This is a genomic window from Pseudomonas sp. Bc-h (assembly GCF_002080045.1).
Lineage (GTDB): Bacteria > Pseudomonadota > Gammaproteobacteria > Pseudomonadales > Pseudomonadaceae > Aquipseudomonas.
The window spans coordinates 135,422-152,401 of the sequence record NZ_MUIN01000014.1 but is presented as its reverse complement, the minus strand read 5'-3'; the positions used below and the strand labels follow the sequence as shown (position 1 = coordinate 152,401).

At 59.9% G+C, this 16,980-nt stretch carries 14 protein-coding genes; 10 read left to right on the top strand and 4 right to left on the bottom strand.

The window, feature by feature from the left end; genetic code table 11:
• The first annotated feature begins 89 nt into the window (after window positions 1–89).
• The 7 genes from BWR59_RS27085 (at window position 90) to ssuE (ending at window position 9,555) form a co-directional block, all read left to right on the top strand.
• A complete protein-coding gene (locus BWR59_RS27085; protein ID WP_081568761.1) occupies window positions 90–1,412 on the top strand; it encodes a hypothetical protein in 1,323 nt (440 codons plus the stop codon).
• 112 nt (window positions 1,413–1,524) lie between these two features.
• Window positions 1,525–2,646 carry a glycosyltransferase family 1 protein gene (locus BWR59_RS27080; protein WP_081568760.1) on the top strand — a complete coding sequence of 374 codons (1,122 nt, stop codon included), beginning with the start codon at window positions 1,525–1,527 and terminating at the stop codon, window positions 2,644–2,646.
• 9 nt (window positions 2,647–2,655) lie between these two features.
• Window positions 2,656–3,696 carry an acyltransferase gene (locus tag BWR59_RS27075; protein WP_081568759.1) on the top strand — a complete coding sequence of 347 codons (1,041 nt, stop codon included), beginning with the start codon at window positions 2,656–2,658 and terminating at the stop codon, window positions 3,694–3,696.
• A gap of 97 nt (window positions 3,697–3,793) precedes the next feature.
• Window positions 3,794–5,032, top strand: coding sequence for a glycosyltransferase family 4 protein (locus BWR59_RS27070; RefSeq protein ID WP_081568758.1), 1,239 nt, complete (start codon window positions 3,794–3,796; stop codon window positions 5,030–5,032).
• A 13-nt stretch (window positions 5,033–5,045) separates the two neighbouring features.
• Window positions 5,046–6,458: an undecaprenyl-phosphate glucose phosphotransferase gene (locus BWR59_RS27065; protein WP_081568757.1), complete on the top strand. Its 1,413-nt coding sequence runs from the start codon at window positions 5,046–5,048 to the stop codon at window positions 6,456–6,458.
• Between the two features lie 181 nt (window positions 6,459–6,639).
• A complete protein-coding gene (locus tag BWR59_RS27060; protein WP_081568756.1) occupies window positions 6,640–7,722 on the top strand; it encodes a polysaccharide biosynthesis/export family protein in 1,083 nt (360 codons plus the stop codon).
• A 1,251-nt stretch (window positions 7,723–8,973) separates the two neighbouring features.
• Window positions 8,974–9,555 (top strand): NADPH-dependent FMN reductase, encoded by a 582-nt coding sequence (gene ssuE / locus BWR59_RS27045; protein ID WP_081568754.1) that lies wholly within the window; start codon window positions 8,974–8,976, stop codon window positions 9,553–9,555.
• Between the two features lie 140 nt (window positions 9,556–9,695).
• Here ssuE and BWR59_RS27040 read toward each other — a convergent pair whose 3' ends face one another.
• From BWR59_RS27040 to BWR59_RS27030, 3 genes are all read right to left on the bottom strand, one after another.
• Window positions 9,696–9,971: a hypothetical protein gene (locus BWR59_RS27040; protein ID WP_081568753.1), complete on the bottom strand. Its 276-nt coding sequence runs from the start codon at window positions 9,969–9,971 to the stop codon at window positions 9,696–9,698.
• 260 nt (window positions 9,972–10,231) lie between these two features.
• On the bottom strand, window positions 10,232–11,602 hold the full coding sequence (locus BWR59_RS27035; protein ID WP_081568752.1) for a gluconate:H+ symporter: 1,371 nt from the start codon (window positions 11,600–11,602) through the stop codon (window positions 10,232–10,234).
• A gap of 167 nt (window positions 11,603–11,769) precedes the next feature.
• Window positions 11,770–12,663: a LysR family transcriptional regulator gene (locus BWR59_RS27030; protein ID WP_081568751.1), complete on the bottom strand. Its 894-nt coding sequence runs from the start codon at window positions 12,661–12,663 to the stop codon at window positions 11,770–11,772.
• A gap of 130 nt (window positions 12,664–12,793) precedes the next feature.
• Between BWR59_RS27030 and BWR59_RS27025 the strand changes: the two genes are divergently transcribed.
• The 3 genes from BWR59_RS27025 (at window position 12,794) to BWR59_RS27015 (ending at window position 15,895) form a co-directional block, all read left to right on the top strand.
• Window positions 12,794–13,495 carry a CoA transferase subunit A gene (locus BWR59_RS27025; RefSeq protein WP_081568750.1) on the top strand — a complete coding sequence of 234 codons (702 nt, stop codon included), beginning with the start codon at window positions 12,794–12,796 and terminating at the stop codon, window positions 13,493–13,495.
• 86 nt (window positions 13,496–13,581) lie between these two features.
• Window positions 13,582–14,238: a CoA transferase subunit B gene (locus BWR59_RS27020; protein ID WP_081568749.1), complete on the top strand. Its 657-nt coding sequence runs from the start codon at window positions 13,582–13,584 to the stop codon at window positions 14,236–14,238.
• Window positions 14,239–14,476: 238 nt separating this feature from the next.
• A complete protein-coding gene (locus tag BWR59_RS27015) occupies window positions 14,477–15,895 on the top strand; it encodes a TIGR00366 family protein (RefSeq protein ID WP_081568748.1) in 1,419 nt (472 codons plus the stop codon).
• 78 nt (window positions 15,896–15,973) lie between these two features.
• Here BWR59_RS27015 and BWR59_RS27010 read toward each other — a convergent pair whose 3' ends face one another.
• A complete protein-coding gene (locus tag BWR59_RS27010) occupies window positions 15,974–16,891 on the bottom strand; it encodes a LysR substrate-binding domain-containing protein (protein WP_081568781.1) in 918 nt (305 codons plus the stop codon).
• Window positions 16,892–16,980: the final 89 nt, after the last annotated feature.

Here is a 16,980-nt window from a genome sequence, read left to right as displayed (position 1 = left end):
GCTTGCGCACGATGCCGACTCCACTTGCCGACGGCCCGAGACCTACCTGAGCAAGCGCTCCGGACCGTGCCTCTTCATTGAGACAAGCCATGCCCATCACGCGCCTGACGAGGTTACGACGACCATTGACGGTCCTGCTGCTGGGTTTGTTCATCAGCTGCTCAAGCATTGCCGACGATTCATTCATCATCGGGGTCGACACCCATCTGATGAACAAAACCACCACGTCTGCCAAGGCCTTGCAGTTGCTCGAAGCGGCTGGCGTGGACTCGGTTCGCGATGACGCGTACTGGTCCAGCGCCGAGCCCCGACGAGGCTTGATGAGAATAGAACCCGCCTGGCAGGCCTACTTGAGCAAGGCGCAGGAACATCATTTGCGGCCGCTGCTGGTGCTGGGTTACGGCAACCCGTTCTACGACAACTACGCCAAACCGCGTAAACCCAATGTTCGCGAGGCCTACGGCAACTACATCAGCTTCGTGACAAAGCAACTGACCGACAGCGTGGACTTCTACGAAATCTGGAACGAGTGGGACAAGGAGAACCCGGTCGATCCGGTGTTCGCCAGGGACTACAGCGTACTGATCGAAGAGGCCTCACGGCGCATTCGCAGCAATCAGAGGCCGATGGTGATTCTCGCCGGTGCGGTCACCAGTCAAGGCATGGATCTGGGCTTCGCCGACCGGTTGGTGGAGTCGGGCATTCTCAACCATGTCGATGGTCTGTCGCTGCACCCTTATGTGCATTGCCGCGCCGACGAACGCAACACCCCGGAAAACTGGATCGCCTGGCTGCGGCGGATCAGCGAAGACCTCAAGGAGAAGACCCGCAACAAGACAGCCGTGCCGTTGTACCTCACGGAAATGGGTTGGCCCAGCAACGAAGGGCGATGCGGTGGCGATGAGAAGACTCAGGCGGCGTTTCTGGCGCGAAGCTTCTTTCTGGCCCAGACGATGCCCAACATCAAGGGCATGTGGTGGAACGGTTTGCTCAACGATGGCCCTGACGACAGTGACCCCGAGCAGAATTTCGGGCTGCTCAATCAGGACCTGAGCATCAAGCAGGCCTACCTGACGTTGAAAGCCATCAGCCCGACGCTGCATCAGTACCGCTATGACGCAGAGAAGAGTCGCGAGATCGACTCGCAATACCTGCTGCGATTTGCCAGAGGTTCGGAACAGATCATGGTCGCCTGGACCGCCGGACTGGCAAGGCCGATCAAGCTCGACGCCAGCAGCGTGCTACACGGCAATGTGCAATACATCGACACCCGTGAGCCGCAGAACGGTCTGGTCGACAGCGGCATCCCCTGGAACTGCAATGACGGGCGTTGCTCGGCGCAAGTGCCGATCGATGAATTCCCGAAAATAATAAGTCTGGGTACTCGCCCGGCGCTGTTTGCCTTGCCCTGATCAGCTTCACCCCCTTTTTTCATGTCCGCATTGAGAGCGCCCCTTCACTCAGGGCGCTCCCGGACTTTTGCGCCGCGTACGACTCATTCACCTCTTCAACAGGTCGCCCACAATGATTGTGATCAATGCACGCTTTCTCACCCAGGAGTTGCGCGGCGTTCAACGCTTCGCAGAGCAGACCTGTCTGGCGCTGAAACAACAACGCGACGACGTGGTGTTCGTCGCCCCCCACGGCATCAAGATGCTCGACAGTGCCAAGGCACTGGACGTGCAATGCATCGGTCGCAACAGCGGGCACTTGTGGGAACAACTGGACCTGCCGCTGTACCTCAAGCGCAACGGCAGCCCGTTACTGGTTTCGCTGTGCAGTACGGCGCCTTTGTTCTACGGCAATCAGATCGCCACGCACCACGACGTCACCTATGTGCGGCACCCGGAAAGCTACACCCGGATGTTCCGCCTGCTATACCGGACCATGACGCCGATCATGCTGTCGCGGATCAGGGCCTTGCTGACGGTCAGCAACTTCTCCAAAGGTGAGATTTCGCAGTTCTACAACTACTCCGAAAAGAAAATTTTCGTGGTACCGAATGCCGTAAGCGGGGCCTTTCAGCCCGGCCCGCCGCTCAAGGATCAGCCGGAATATCTACTGGCAGTGTCCTCACCCAGCGCGCACAAGAACTTCAGCCGGATGATTCAGGCGTTTCTGATGCTGCGCGATCACGATGACCTGCAGTTGCACATCGTCGGTGGCGCCAGTGATGTGTTCGCCGATGACAACCTGCAGCGCCTGGCAAGCCGCGACCGACGCATCCGCTTCCTCGGCCGCCTGAGCGACGATCAGTTGATCGAGCAGTATCAGGGCGCTACGGCTTTCGTGTTTCCTTCGCTGTATGAGGGTTTCGGCATTCCGCCGCTGGAAGCACAAGCCTGCGGTTGTCCGGTGCTGGCAGCCAACGCGGCGTCGATCCCAGAAGTGCTGCAAGCCAGCGCGCTGTACTTTGACCCGATGGACATCAGCCACATGGCCTCGGCCATGGAGCGAATTCTCACTGATCTGCCGCTGCGTCAGTCGTTGCGCCGACGCGGCCTGAACAACGTGGCCCGGTTTTCCTGGGAAGAGTCGGCACGCCGGGTCTCACAACGCATCGACGCGCTGCTCAATCAACCCAGGGATCGGCGCTCCAGCACCGGCAATGACGCCTTGCGTCGTGAATCCTCCAGCAAGCTCTGAGGCACGCCCATGAAACGTTTGGCCTATCTCGACGCGCTGCGCGGCATCGCGGCCTTGATGGTGGTGTTCACCCACCTGTTTTTGCCGGTCGTCGGTCATGTCTGGGTCTTCGATTACCTGATCGACCCCGGCAAGCTCGGTGTGCTGTGGTTCTTCATGATCAGCGGCGTGGTGATCCCATACAGCCTCAAGCCCGGCCCCGACGGCGCGCAACGCTTTCTGATTTCGCGCTTCATGCGCCTGTACCCGGCGTACTGGCTGTCGCTGCTGGTGTTCGTGGTGATGCTTGGCCTGACCGGCGAGCCACTGCCGCCAATCAAACAGATCGTCGCCAACCTGACGATGGTGCAAGCGGCACTGGGTTTCGATGATGTGATCGGTCTGTACTGGACGCTGTTCATCGAGCTGGTGTTTTACGCCCTGTGCCTGGCGCTGTTCATCGGCGGCAAGCTCTACGACCAGACCTTCCGCGCTCGCTGCTCGCTGGCGTTTCTGCTGATGGCATTGGCAATGGCCCTGGTTCGCGAGCTGACCGACCGCAAGTTGCCGGTGGCCTTGCCGCTGGCGCTGTCGCTGATGTTCTTCGGTTCGATCTGGCGTCAATGGTTGCTGGCCGAACACAGCCCAGAGCTGACCCGCAATTTGAAAATGCTGTTGATCGCCTTCGTGGTGCTGCTGCCGCCGACGCTGATCATGGCTTACAACAAGGACATGGGCACCGGGGAAACCTGGGGCCGTTACTGCTTCACCTACGCGGTGGCCATCAGCAGTTTTCTGTTGCTGACCCGCAGCGTGCGCCTGGGCCACCCGGCTCTGGTCTGGCTGGGCGCGGTGAGCTACTCGCTGTACCTGCTGCACCCGTCGATGGGAATGCTGGCCGAGTTCGTCCTGGCCCGCACCGGTGCTTCAGCGCTGATCATCGCGCTGTTCGCCACCCTGCTGACACTGGGTGCCGCTCACCTGAGTTTCCGCTACATCGAGTCGCCTTTTATCCAGCTTGGAAAACGCCTCAATAATCGCAGGGCCAAGACGCAACCTGTCAGCGTCTGATCCAGCCCCTGCGCAAATAAAAACCGTTCTGGGGAAATCCTCGCGAGCTTCGCTCGACGTGCAGGGTTTCTGTGAACCGTTACTGCAGAGAATTCCAATGAAAATTGCAATCGTCCACGACTGGCTGGTGACGTACGCCGGTGCCGAAAGGGTTTTGGCATCGCTCATCAAGATCTGGCCCGAGGCGGATCTTTTCTCCGTCATCGACTTTCTCAGCGACCAGGACCGCGCGCAGCTGGGCGGCAAGGTCGCGACCACCACTTTCATCCAGCGCCTGCCCAAAGCCAAGACCAAATACCAGCGCTATCTGCCGCTGATGCCGATGGCGATCGAGCAACTGGACCTGTCCGGTTACGACCTGATCATCAGCAGCAGCCACGCGGTGGCCAAAGGCGTGCTGTGCGGCCCCGATCAACTGCACATCAGCTACGTGCACTCGCCGATCCGCTATGCCTGGGACCTGCAACACCAGTACCTGAAAGAGGCCAACATGAGCAGCGGCCTCAAGGGCAAAGTGGCGCGAATGATCCTGCACTACATGCGCATGTGGGATCAGCGCACCGCCGCAGGCGTCGATGACTTCATCGCCAACTCGCACTTCATCGGCGCGCGGATCACCAAGTCGTATCGTCGCGAATCGACGGTGATCTACCCGCCGGTGGACACCCGGGGCTTCACGATCCAGGAACAGAAACAGGACTACTACTTCACCGCCTCGCGCATGGTTCCCTACAAGCGCATGCCGATGATCGTCGAAGCCTTCGCGGCGATGCCGGACAAACGTCTGGTGATGGTTGGCGACGGCCCGGAAATGGAAAAAGCCAAGGCCATTGCGGCCAACGCGCCGAACGTGACCCTGCTCGGTTTTCAACCGTTTGCGGTGTTGCAGGAGCACATGCGTAACGCCAAGGGGTTCGTGTTCGCTGCCGAGGAAGACTTCGGTATCAGCCCGGTGGAAGCCCAGGCCTGCGGCACGCCAGTGATCGCGTTCGGCAAGGGGGGCGTGCTGGAGACTGTCTGCGGTCTGGATCATCCGCAACCGACCGGGGTGTTCTACCCGGAGCAGACCGTGGCGTCGCTGATCGAGGCGATTGAAACCTTCGAAGCCGCCAGCGAACGCATCACGGCCCAGGCCTGCCGCGCCAACGCCGAGCGTTTCAGCGAAGCGCGCTTCGAGCAGGAAATGCGTCAGTTCGTCGAACTGCGTCTGACCGCATCGCGTCAGGCTCGTCAATCCATGCAGTTCCGGGCGACTCAGATTCAACCGAGTCTGGTCGCGCCGACGCTGGTTGCCAGCGATTTATCCGCCCGCGTTGTTCCGATCAAATCCGTCTGAGCGAGCACAGAACATGAGCACACCACTTCGCGGCATCTTGCATGCTCATCAATCAACCTTGTCGGTCGCCCACCGTTTGCTGGACCTGGCGGTCATCACCCTCGGCGGCTATAGCGTCAACCTGCTCACTGGCACGACGACCAGCACCGAAACCTGGATGCAGATCCTGCTGGCGGCGGTGGCCTTCCACTGGCTGGCCGAATATCACCAGTTGTACGGCTCGTGGCGCGGCGAACGCATCGTTCGCGAGTTGTTGAAGGTGGCGAACTACTGGGGGCTGGCGTTCGTCCTGCTGTTGTTCGTCGACTACCTGCTGCTGCAACCGGCGGACCTTGCGAATAACAGCCAGATGGCCTGGTTCGCCGGCGTGCTGGTGGCTTTATGTGGCTATCGGCTGGCGATTCGCAGCCTGCTGCACACCCTGCGCAGCCGCGGCTTCAACACCCGGCGCGTGGCGATTGTCGGCACCGGTCACTGTGGTGAACGCCTGGCGCTGTCAATCGAGCGCGCGCCATGGATGGGCCTGAATTTGCTGGGTTTCTACGACGAACAACCCGAGCAGATGGACCTGGCGCGAATCGGTCGACGCATCCCGGTGCTTGGCGATCTGGACGAACTGATCCAGGACGCCCGCGACGGCAAGATCGACAAGGTCTACATCACCCTGACGCTCGGCGCACAGGCACGTCTGCAAGAGTTGATCAAAGGCCTGAGCGACACCACTGCTTCGGTCTACGTGATCCCGGACGTGTTCATGTTCGAGCTGTTGCATGCCCGTAGCGAAAGCATCAACGGGCTGCCGAGCATCAGTATCTTCGACTCGCCCATGGACGGTGCGTGGAGCATGGTCAAACGCATCGAGGACATCGTGCTGTCGAGCGTGATCCTGACCATGATCGCTCTGCCACTGCTGCTGATTGCCATCGCCATCAAGTTCACTTCGCCCGGCCCTGTGCTGTTTCGTCAGCGCCGCTACGGGCTGGACGGGCGACCGATCATGGTCTGGAAATTCCGCAGCATGAGCGTGCAGGAAAACGGTGCGGTGGTGACTCAGGCCACTCGCAACGACAGCCGCATAACCCCGCTGGGCGCGTTTCTGCGTCGCACCTCGCTGGACGAGCTGCCGCAGTTCTTCAACGTGCTGCGCGGCGACATGTCCATCGTCGGCCCGCGTCCACATGCCGTGGCGCACAACGAGCAATACCGCAAACAGGTGTCGGGCTACATGCTGCGGCACAAGGTCAAGCCGGGCATCACCGGCTGGGCACAGATCAACGGCTGGCGTGGCGAAACCGACACGCTGGACAAGATGCAGAAACGCGTGGAATTCGACCTGCAGTACATCGAGCACTGGTCGGTCTGGCTGGACATGAAAATCATCCTGCTGACGCTCTTCAAAGGCTTCGTCAACAAGAACGCCTTCTAAAACGCTTCTAAAAAAAAAGAATGTCTGCCAATAACAACAGCGATGGCCGATGGCTACTAAGCTCGGCGGGAGGTGCTTGAGTGTTTGAACGATTGTGATCCGAAGTTCGGTGTTGGTAAGGGATGCAACGAAATCACTGCGGTGCCAGTACGCACCTATTAGGATTAGAAGGAACATTCATATGAAAGTAACGTTAGCGGTAGTGCTGCTTTCCAGTCTGGTTTTGCAAGGCTGCGCATTCGCCCCAGGTCAATACATGTCTCTTAGCGATGTAACTGATAAAGACCCGGACGGTCCTGCGGTCACCCTCGTCAATATCACCCCGACGACGTTGGCCCAGCAGCAGAAATCCGCTGCTGCCCTGGCAAAACCATTGCCACCTGAACTGATGAATTACAAAACCCCCGAATACATCGTCGGCCCGGGCGATGCGTTGCTGGTGACTGTGTTCGAGCACCCTGAGCTGACCGCTCCTGGCTCCCAGGAACAACTGGACGCCAACAGCCGGGAAGTGTTGAACGACGGCACGGTGTTCTTCCCGTATGTCGGTCGGATTCAGGCGGCGGGCAAAACCGTTTCACAGATTCGCGAACAGCTGCGCATGGGCTTGCTGCCGCAGTACACCGAGGTCAAGGTCGACGTCAAAGTGCTGCGTTACAACAGCCAGCGCGTACTGCTGTCGGGTGCGTTCAAGTCGCCTGGTCCGCAGCCGATCACCAATATTCCGCTGAGCCTGGTTCAGGCCATCAGCCAGGCCGGTCTTGATTTGACCGACGCCAACCTCGCCGGTCTGACGCTGCGTCGCGACGGCAAGGATTATGTGATCGACGTTGACTCGCTCAACCGCAAGGACTCGCAACTGAGCAAGATCTTCCTCAAGGATGGCGACTATCTGCACCTGAACAGCAACTCGAAGAACAAGATTTACGTGTTGGGTGAGGTTCAGCGCCCTCAGGTGATTTCGTTCAGCACTACCAGCGTGACGTTGCTTGAAGCGCTGGGTACTTCTGGCGGGCTGAGCCCGGATGCTGCCGATGGTGAGGCGGTGTATGTGATTCGTGCGCAGGATGCGACGCACTCGGCGACCGTGTATCACTTGAACGCGAAGAAGCCGACCGCCTATGCGCTGGCCAAGGGTTTTGAGTTGTCGGCGCAGGATGTGGTGTTTGTGGGGCCTGCGAACATTACTCGTTGGAGCCGTTATGTGAGTCAGCTGTTGGGTTCGAACAACATCATCCAGACGGGTGCGATGTTCCGGAACTGATAGTGGCTTCGAGCGGCAAGCCTGAAGCGATGAGTTAAAAGCAAGACGAAAGCAAAATCCCCGCAGAGGCCGACTGCGGGGATTTTTTTTGGGCTTTTGTTGGTGGGGTGGCGTCGGGGTTGGGTGTATATCCGTTATTTCCAGGGGCGCGGATTATGGTTCCGCTCTTACAGCGGGTCACTTTTTCCAAGAGCCGAAAAAGTAACCAAAAAGGCCCTGCTCCTGGTTGGGTTCCTCCTTCGTCGGAATTCCCTCACTCCGGCGACGCTCCGTGGGCCCGCCGCCATCCGCCATCCATGGCGGGGGGCGGCTCTCGCGGCATCCATGCCGCTCGGCCCACGGAGCGCCACCTGCGTTCAGCCTGCACCCAAGTCGCGATTTTGTGGTGTCTGGACTTCCGCGCACTTAGAAGCAAGATCAAAAGCGAACAGAGACCTGTCGTCCAGATACGATCCCTGTGGGAGAAGCCGGAGCTCTGCGACGGCAGCGAAGCGGTGGGTCTGGTGGCTCACTTGCTACTGATCCACCGTCTCGCTGCCGTCGCAGAGCTCCGGCGTCTCCCACAGGGATGGGTGTCCAACTTTAAGATTTCGGCTCGACACTGCTACAGGTAAGGTGTTCGCCATTGCAGTTGCAGTTGCAGTTGCAGTTGCAGTTGATCTAGATCTTGATCTTGATCTTCATGCGCGCCAGTCCAGACACCACCAATCGCGACTTGGGTGCAGGCTGAACGCAGGCGACGTGGAGTGGGCCGAGCGGCATGGATGCCGCGAGAGCGCCGCAAGGACATGGATGTCCGTTCGGCGCGGGCCCACGGAGCGTCGCCGGAGTGAGGGAACCTCGACGAAGTCGAGGCCAAACCAGGAGCAGGCACCCTTGGTTACTTGGGGTGCTTATCCAAGTAACTCGCCGGAGGCGAAACAGCTCTGGCGTTAGCCAGAGCCCAATAAGCGTCACCCTACACAATGGATATACACCCAAATCCTACACACCACTGGTGATCGGGAAGTGTTGCCCCAGCAACAGCAAATCAACACTTCCCTACCTCAGAATCACCCACCCCCACCCGAAAAGCACCATTCAAAAACCTCCAGCCACCGGATTCACTGGCGCCAAGCCATTTCGACCGGGCTGGCACGCATGCTGCTTTGAACCTCCCAAAGGGTCTATCCGCCCATCCCCCTTCGCGTAAACCGCGACCTGCACGGTGCCCTGTCGCACCTCGGGTGAACGACCCCAAGGACATACAACATGCTGGTAGTTTCAATTTCAGGCAGCCCCTCCACCCGCTCCCGCTCCGGCGTGGTCCTCAAACACGCAGCGCAGTGGCTGGCCGATCACGGCGTGGACGTAAAGACCGTACGCATCCAGGACTTCAACGCCGAAGACCTGCTCTACGCCCGCTTCGACAGCCCCGAAGTCATCGCCTTCATCGAAGCCGTCGCCAAAGCCGATGGTCTGCTGATCGGCACACCGGTCTACAAGGCGTCATTTTCCGGAGCGTTGAAGACATTGCTGGACCTGCTGCCAGAGCGCTCGCTGCATGGCAAGGTGGTCCTGCCTCTTGCAACGGGCGGCAGCATCGCGCACATGCTGGCGGTGGATTACGCCTTGAAGCCCGTACTGTCCGCGCTCAAATGCCAGGAAGTGCTGCACGGCGTGTTCGCCATCGACAGCCAGATCAGCTATGGCGACAACGAACTGGGGGGCGATCTCGATGAGTTGCTGACCCAGCGTCTGCATGACGGGCTGGACCATTTCCTGCTCGGCCTGCAACACCGCACCCACGCGCGGCACAAGGAAGCGGGGGGGCATTTGAAGCTGGCGCTATGAGCATGACTTGAGCTGCGCGATCAGTAAGCGAGGCCTTCGCAGCTCTCCTGGCCGACCGGACGGAACGCTTCTAGAGACCGTTTCATAAACAACCAAAAAGGCTATGAAACGGTGCCCCCGGTGCCTTCAACACGAAACGCTCAACCCTGGCGGGCTTTGGAGGGAGTGACGACCTGAGCGTTGACTTCGCCACGGTTGTCGAACTCGTGAGCCCGTTGCATTTGTGGCTGGGCCAGTAATTGGGCCTTGCGGACCTGATATTCATCGTAGGACAGGCCACGACGATTCAAGTCTTCAAGGGCCAGTTGCTGGGTTTCCTCAGCGGTGTAAGCACGCAATTCGGGATGATTGCCAGCGGCACAGCCAGAAACAACGGCGACTGAAAGCAACATGGCGAGGGCAAGAAGACGGTTCATGGGAGCCTCCATTCGGCTCGTTTCTGGAATGAAGCCAAGGCTACGCGCCGGGCCTTTCCAGCAGAAATCAGTCGTCTTGATAGTGGGTATCGGTGGAGTGAAGTGTGTGAACCTGCGCTGCCGGATCTGGATGGATTCGGCACTTGTAAGCGGGAGCTTGCTCGCGAAAGCGAAGTATCAGTCACCTTGATGGTGAGTGTCGAAACGATTTCGCGAGCAAGCTCCCTCCCACAGCGATCAGAGTTGAGGCTGCAAGTGAGTCAAACCAACCAATGCCACAACAGCAGCGTGCCGATCAGACCCACCACCGAAACGATGGTCTGCAATACCGACCAGACCCAGAGAGTCTGCTTGAGCTGCAGGCCAAAGTACTCGCGAACCATCCAGAAGCCCGCATCGTTGACGTGGCAGAAAAACACCGAGCCGGCGCCGATCACCAGTGCTACCAGCGACGCTTCAACCGGCGCCAGCCCGGCCATCATCGGCGCGAGAATGCCTGCGGTGGTGGTGGTCGCCACGGTCGCCGAACCGGTGGCCTGACGCAGCGCCACCGCGATCAGCCAGGCCAGCAACAGGTACGGCATGTGCGCGCCTTCGGCGACCTTGCTGATGGTCTGGCTGACACCGGCATCCAGCAGCGTCTGCTTGAGTCCGCCGCCCGCTCCGATAGTCAGCAGCAGCACGGCGATCGGCGCCAGGCTTTTGCGCAGAGTGCCGCCGACGTGCTCACGGGAAATCCCGTTGGCCCAGCCCAGGCAGACCGTCGCCGCCAGCACCGCGATGCCCAGCGCCACCAGCGGCTCGCCGAGAAACTTGAGGGTCAGCGCGATATTGCTCTCAGGTTCCAGAGCGATCTTGGCCAGCGTACTGCCGAGCATCAGGATCACCGGCAGCAGAATGATCAGCAGCGAGATACCGAAACCTGGCTGACGGGTGACGCCTGGCTTGGCCGAAAACAACTCGCCCAGTTCAGCCGGTGCTTCAATGTGCAAACGCCTTGACAACCAGTTGCCGTAAAGCGGACCGGCCAGGATCACCGCCGGCACCGCGATGCAGAAACCCAGCAACATCGTCAGGCCGAGGTCGGCGTGCAGCGCGCTGACCGCAATCAGCGGCCCCGGGTGCGGAGGCATCAGCGCATGCAGCGTAGTCATGCCCGCCAATGCCGGGATGGCGATTTTCAACAGCGGCTGGTTCGACTGGCGCGCCATGACGAAGATGATCGGCACCATCATCACCAGGCCCACTTCGAAGAACAGCGGCAGGCCGATGACCATCGCAACCAATGCCATCACCCACGGCAACGTCTTGCCCTTGCCCAGCCCGAGCAAGGTGGACGCAATGCGATCCGCCGCTCCGGATTCGGCCATCAGCGCGCCGAGCATCGCACCCAGCGCGATGATGATCCCCGCCTCCCCGAGAATGCCCCCCGCGCCCTTGCTGAACGCTTTCGCAACTGCCTCCGCTGGCAACCCCGCACCTATCCCTGCGATGAAAGTACCCACCAGGATCGACAGAAACGGCGGGAGTTTGGTGGCGCTGATCAACACGATAATCGTGGCAATGGCGATCAGGCAGCAGATGATCAGGCGGGTGTCATGAAACACCCACGCAGCAGACGACAAATCCAAGAGGATCCCCTTATCGTTCGATTCTTATTGAAAGATGATCTGAAACAATTTGTTTCAGATGGCCAAACGATACCGGATGCGGCAAGTCGTCGCAGCGATTTTTCACAGAAAGTGGCCGAAAAGGCCTGCCATTCATCCATTCATCTAAATGAATCAGCGCCTACCGCTCAGTTGATGCTCTGGTGCGCGCACTCGATCAGCACATCTCGCAACGCCTGTGCGGCCGCCGACAATTTGTGATCGGCGAGGGTCATTAAACCGATTCGGCGCTCGATCCTCGGGCCTTCCAACGCGATACAACGTGCTCCCAACTCCTCCATCTGCTGGATGCACAACGACGGCACGGCGCTGACGCCCAGACCATTGGCGACCATGCGCCCGACCGTGGACAACTGATGACTTTCGAATGCCACCGACAGTTTTCCGTGCTGCGTTTGCAGGTCCTGTTCCAGCAGCAGGCGCACTGCCGACGGCCGCTGCAAGGTGATGAAGTCGTGATGCAGCAACTCGTCCCAGGTCACCTGCCCCCGTTCGGCCAGGGGCGAATCCATCGGCACCACCGCGACGAAACGGTCCATGTAGAACGAGGTGAAGGTGAGGTTGTTGCTGGACTCCGGTTCGAAGCCGATCCCCAACTCGACCCGACGATGGTCGACCATCTCCAGCACCTGCTCATTGATCACGTCATGCACGGCGACGTTGACCCGCGGATAGCGCTCGCGAAAAACCTTCAGCGCAATCGGCAACAGGTTGCCGGCGAACGACGGCATCGCTGCAATCGAGACCTTGCCCATCTGCAGAGTGAAGCGCTGGCGCAGCAGTTCTTCGGCGTTGTCCCAGTCCGCGAGCAGTTGCCGAGCCAGCGGCAGCAGTGCTTCCCCTTCCGGCGTCAGGCTGACGCTGCGCGTGGTACGTGTGAGCAGTTGCCCGCCGAGGTCTTCCTCCAGCGCCTTGATGGTCAGGCTCAGCGCCGGTTGCGACAGATGCAGGCGCTCCCCCGCCTGGGCAAAGCTCAGACATTGCGCGACCGCCAGAAATGCCCGGAGCTGCTTGACGTTCATATATTTAGATTTCTTATCAATCCATGAAAAAAACAAAATTAACAAATCACTGAGCTAGAGAGAAGATGCCGTGAACGCTTTCCGACAGCTACATTGTCGGACACAACTACAAAGAAGGCGGGATATCACCATGGCTGGACTCGACAAGCGAGTTGCAACATACGAAGAAGCCCTTGCAGGGCTGACTGACAACATGACTGTACTGGCGGGCGGTTTCGGCTTGTGCGGTATCCCGGAAAACCTGATCGCGCAGATCAAGCGCATGGGCGTCAAAGGCCTGACCGTTGTCTCGAACAACTGCGGCGTCGACGGCTTCGGCCTGGGCGTGCTGCTCGAAGACCGGCAGATCCGCAAGATGATCGCGTCCTACGTCGGTGAAAACGCCCTGTTCGAACGCCAACTGCTGAGCGGCGAACTGGAAGTTGAACTTACCCCGCAAGGCACCCTCGCCGAGAAAATGCGCGCAGGCGGTGCCGGCATCCCCGCTTTCTACACCGCCACCGGCTACGGCACTCCAGTTGCCGAAGGCAAGGAAACCCGCCAGTTCAACGGCCGTAACGTGATCCTGGAAGAAGCCATCACCGGCGACTTCGCGATCATCAAAGGCTGGAAAGCCGACCATTTCGGTAACGTGGTCTATCGCCACACCGCGCAGAACTTCAACCCGGTCGCCGCCACCGCCGGCAAGATTACCGTGGTCGAGGTCGAAGAAATCGTCGAACCGGGCGTTCTGTTGCCGACCGAGATTCACACCCCTGGTATTTATGTGGATCGCGTGATCCTGGGCACTTTCGAGAAACGCATCGAGCAACGCACGGTTAAAAAAGCCTGACGCGCCGAACCGACTCGAAACCATTCATTGATTTCCCCGCAGGCGCTTCTTGAGCCTGCCGGACACAATAAAAGAGACCCAAGATCATGGCACTCTCCCGCGAACAAATGGCACAGCGCGTTGCGCGCGAACTGCAAGACGGCTTCTACGTGAACCTGGGCATTGGCATCCCGACCCTGGTCGCCAACTACGTACCTGAAGGCATCGATGTCATGCTGCAATCGGAAAACGGCCTGCTCGGCATGGGCGCATTTCCGACCGAAGAGACCATCGATGCCGACATGATCAATGCCGGCAAACAGACCGTCACTGCACGTAAAGGCGCATCGATCTTCTCCTCCGCCGAGTCCTTCGCCATGATCCGTGGCGGCCATGTGGACCTTACCGTACTGGGCGCCTTCGAAGTCGACGTCGAAGGCAACATCGCTTCGTGGATGATCCCGGGCAAGCTGGTCAAGGGCATGGGCGGCGCGATGGATCTGGTGGCCGGTGCCGACAACATCATCGTGACCATGACCCACGCCTCCAAGGATGGTGAATCCAAACTGCTGTCGCGTTGCAGCCTGCCGCTGACCGGCGCTGGCTGCATCAAGAAGGTACTGACTGACCTTGCGTATCTGGAGATCGAAAACGGCGCCTTCATCCTGCGCGAAACCGCGCCGGGCGTAACGGTCGAAGAAATCATCGCCAAGACCGCCGGCAAGCTGATCGTGCCGGACGACGTGGTCGAAATGAAGTTCTGACCGAGGCGGAGTCTACCCAAGCAGCACGGCTTGCCGGCGGCAGCGATGGCAAGGACGCCACCGCCGGCAAGCCGGACCGCTACAGACCAAGCCCGTCATTTTGCTATGCCATGCTGCCTCTTCAGCGATGAAGGGGCTTTGCTGTATCTAGAGCCGCACCTTTTTTGCATCACCGCCAACACTAAAAACAGCTATCTCAGATAGCACCTGAACAATAACTCCAAGAGGTAAAAACAACGTGGCCGCCGATATCGAAGAAAGCCGCTCCGCCCGATTTGCCCTGCGCTGCGCCAAATGGGCAGAACGCTGGTTCCCTGACTCCTGGGTGTTCGCCGCCCTGGCCGTGGTCATCGTTACCATTGCCACCCTGGCCATCGGCGCCAAACCCGCCGACACCGCCAAGGCCTTTGGCGACGGTTTCTGGAGTCTGATTCCCTTCACCATGCAAATGGCCTTTGTGGTCATCGGCGGCTACGTGGTCGCCAGTTCGCCTCCGGCGGTCAAGCTCATCGACCGTCTGGCACGCATTCCGAAAAACGGTCGCTCGGCCGTGGCCTGGGTGGCGCTGATTTCCATGGTGGCTTCGTTGCTGAACTGGGGCCTGTCGCTGGTCTTCGGCGGTTTGCTGGTCCGCGCTCTGGCACGTCGCACCGACCTGAAAATGGACTACCGCGCCGCCGGTGCTGCCGCCTATCTGGGTCTGGGCGCTGTGTGGGCTTTGGGTCTGTCATCGTCGGCTGCGCAATTGCAGGCCAACCCCGCCAGCCTGCCGCCCTCGATTCTGGCGATCACCGGGATGATCCCGTTCACCCAGACCATCTTCCTCTGGCAATCGGGCGTCATGCTGCTGGCGCTGGTGGTGATCTCGATCATTGTCGCCTACGCCACCGCACCCGGGCCGAACAGCGCCCGTGAAGCCAAGGATTGCGGCGTTGACCCAGCATTCAGCATGCCACCGCTGCCACCGCGCACCCGTCCGGGTGAGTGGCTGGAATACAGCCCGCTGCTGATCATCCTGATGGTCGTGCTCGCGTCCGGCTGGCTGTACAACGAGTTCAGCACCAAGCCTGCGATCACCGCGATCTCGGGTCTGAACACTTACAACTTCCTGTTCATCATGGTCGGTGCCCTGCTGCACTGGCGTCCGCGCAGCTTCCTGGATGCGGTGGCCCGTGCGGTACCCACCACCACCGGCGTGCTGATCCAGTTCCCGCTCTATGGTTCGATCGCTGCCCTGCTGACCACGGTCAAGGGCGGTGACGCGCAAACCGTCGCGCACCACATCTCGACCTTCTTCACCAGCATCGCGTCCCACGACACCTATGCACTGCTGATGGGCGTGTACTCGGCGATCCTCGGCTTCTTCATTCCGTCCGGTGGCGGCAAGTGGATCATTGAAGCTCCGTACGTGATGCAGGTCGCCAACGACCTGAAATACCACCTGGGCTGGGCGGTGCAGATCTACAACGCCGCCGAAGCACTGCCGAACCTGATCAACCCGTTCTATATGCTGCCGCTGCTGGGTGTCCTGGGCCTCAAAGCCCGCGACCTGATCGGCTTCTCGTTCGTGCAGTTGCTGGTGCATACGCCGTTGGTGTTGTTCCTGCTGTGGGCGCTGGGCACGACCCTGGCGTACATTCCGCCGCTGATGCCATAAAACGCGCGCGCGCCCTGTAGCAGCACGGCTTGCCGGCGGTAGCGATCTAGAAGACGTCGCCGCCGGCAAGCCGGACTGCTACAGATCGATAGATATACCCTGCGCTCCATCGGCGCTATGGGCCTGATTCACCAGCCACTCCTTCAGCGCCTGCACCGTCGGGCGCAGGATCGAGTGTCTGGGCTGTACCAGGTAATATCCTTTCGACAGCGGCAACCGCTGCTCGAAGGGCTCGATCAATGCCCCGCTCGCCACTTCCTCCTGGGTCAGCCACTCGCTGGTGATGACCACCCCCTGATTTCTCCGCGCCGCTTCGATGGCCATCAACGACTGGTCGAAGTGAATGCCGGGAATCTTCCTCGCCTCCTCCTCTCCGATTTGTGCGAAGCGCTGCAGCCAGTCAGGCCAGTGCGGATGCAAAGTGTTGTGCAGCAAGGTCGCCCTTCGCAGATCGTTCGGCAGCCGCAGCCCGAACTGAGCCGCGTAACTTGGCGTGCAATAGACCCGCGCGTCGTCCTGATGCAGCAACTCAACGTCCAGCTCCGGCGCATGCCCGTCGAAGTGCCGGATCGCCAGATCGACCCGCTCGCTGCTGAAGTCGGCCAGAGTGGTAGACGAACTCAGGTGCAACGCCACTGCGGGATGACTTTCGAGAAAACCGGCCATGCGCCGGGCGAACCATTTCGCGGCCAGGCTTGGCGGCATGTTCAACCAGACATTGTTGTTGTGCCGGTCGCGCAGCGCATGGCTGGCGTCGACGATCTGCGCCAACGCCGGCTGGATCTGCGCCCAGTAGGCATGGCCATCGGGGGTTGGCTGGATCTGTCGGATCTGCCGGGCGAACAATGAAACCCCAAGCCACTGTTCAAGGTTGCGGATCTGCTGACCCACGGCGCCGGGCGTCACGCTCAGCTCATCGGCGGCGAGAGAAAAACTGCTCAATCGCATGGCTGCATCGAAGCAGATCAATGCTTTGAGGGGAGGTGAGCTTTTCATGGAGTAGTTTTTCTCTTTCATCGAGCAGAGATGATGATTTGTAACGGATCGTGGCTCCACGCACAATCGCCCCCCTCGACCACTAAGCG

Excerpts from the sequence above, each read along its gene's own strand:
- BWR59_RS27085 (WP_081568761.1), top strand. The coding sequence starts at position 90 with ATGCCCATCACGCGCCTGACGAGGTTACGACGACCATTGACGGTCCTG.
- BWR59_RS27080 (WP_081568760.1), top strand. The coding sequence starts at position 1,525 with ATGATTGTGATCAATGCACGCTTTCTCACCCAGGAGTTGCGCGGCGTT.
- BWR59_RS27075 (WP_081568759.1), top strand. The coding sequence starts at position 2,656 with ATGAAACGTTTGGCCTATCTCGACGCGCTGCGCGGCATCGCGGCCTTG.
- BWR59_RS27070 (WP_081568758.1), top strand. The coding sequence starts at position 3,794 with ATGAAAATTGCAATCGTCCACGACTGGCTGGTGACGTACGCCGGTGCC.
- BWR59_RS27065 (WP_081568757.1), top strand. The coding sequence starts at position 5,046 with ATGAGCACACCACTTCGCGGCATCTTGCATGCTCATCAATCAACCTTG.
- BWR59_RS27060 (WP_081568756.1), top strand. The coding sequence starts at position 6,640 with ATGAAAGTAACGTTAGCGGTAGTGCTGCTTTCCAGTCTGGTTTTGCAA.
- ssuE (WP_081568754.1), top strand. The coding sequence starts at position 8,974 with ATGCTGGTAGTTTCAATTTCAGGCAGCCCCTCCACCCGCTCCCGCTCC.
- BWR59_RS27040 (WP_081568753.1), bottom strand. The coding sequence starts at position 9,971 with ATGAACCGTCTTCTTGCCCTCGCCATGTTGCTTTCAGTCGCCGTTGTT.
- BWR59_RS27030 (WP_081568751.1), bottom strand. The coding sequence starts at position 12,663 with ATGAACGTCAAGCAGCTCCGGGCATTTCTGGCGGTCGCGCAATGTCTG.
- BWR59_RS27025 (WP_081568750.1), top strand. The coding sequence starts at position 12,794 with ATGGCTGGACTCGACAAGCGAGTTGCAACATACGAAGAAGCCCTTGCA.
- BWR59_RS27020 (WP_081568749.1), top strand. The coding sequence starts at position 13,582 with ATGGCACTCTCCCGCGAACAAATGGCACAGCGCGTTGCGCGCGAACTG.
- BWR59_RS27010 (WP_081568781.1), bottom strand. The coding sequence starts at position 16,891 with ATGAAAAGCTCACCTCCCCTCAAAGCATTGATCTGCTTCGATGCAGCC.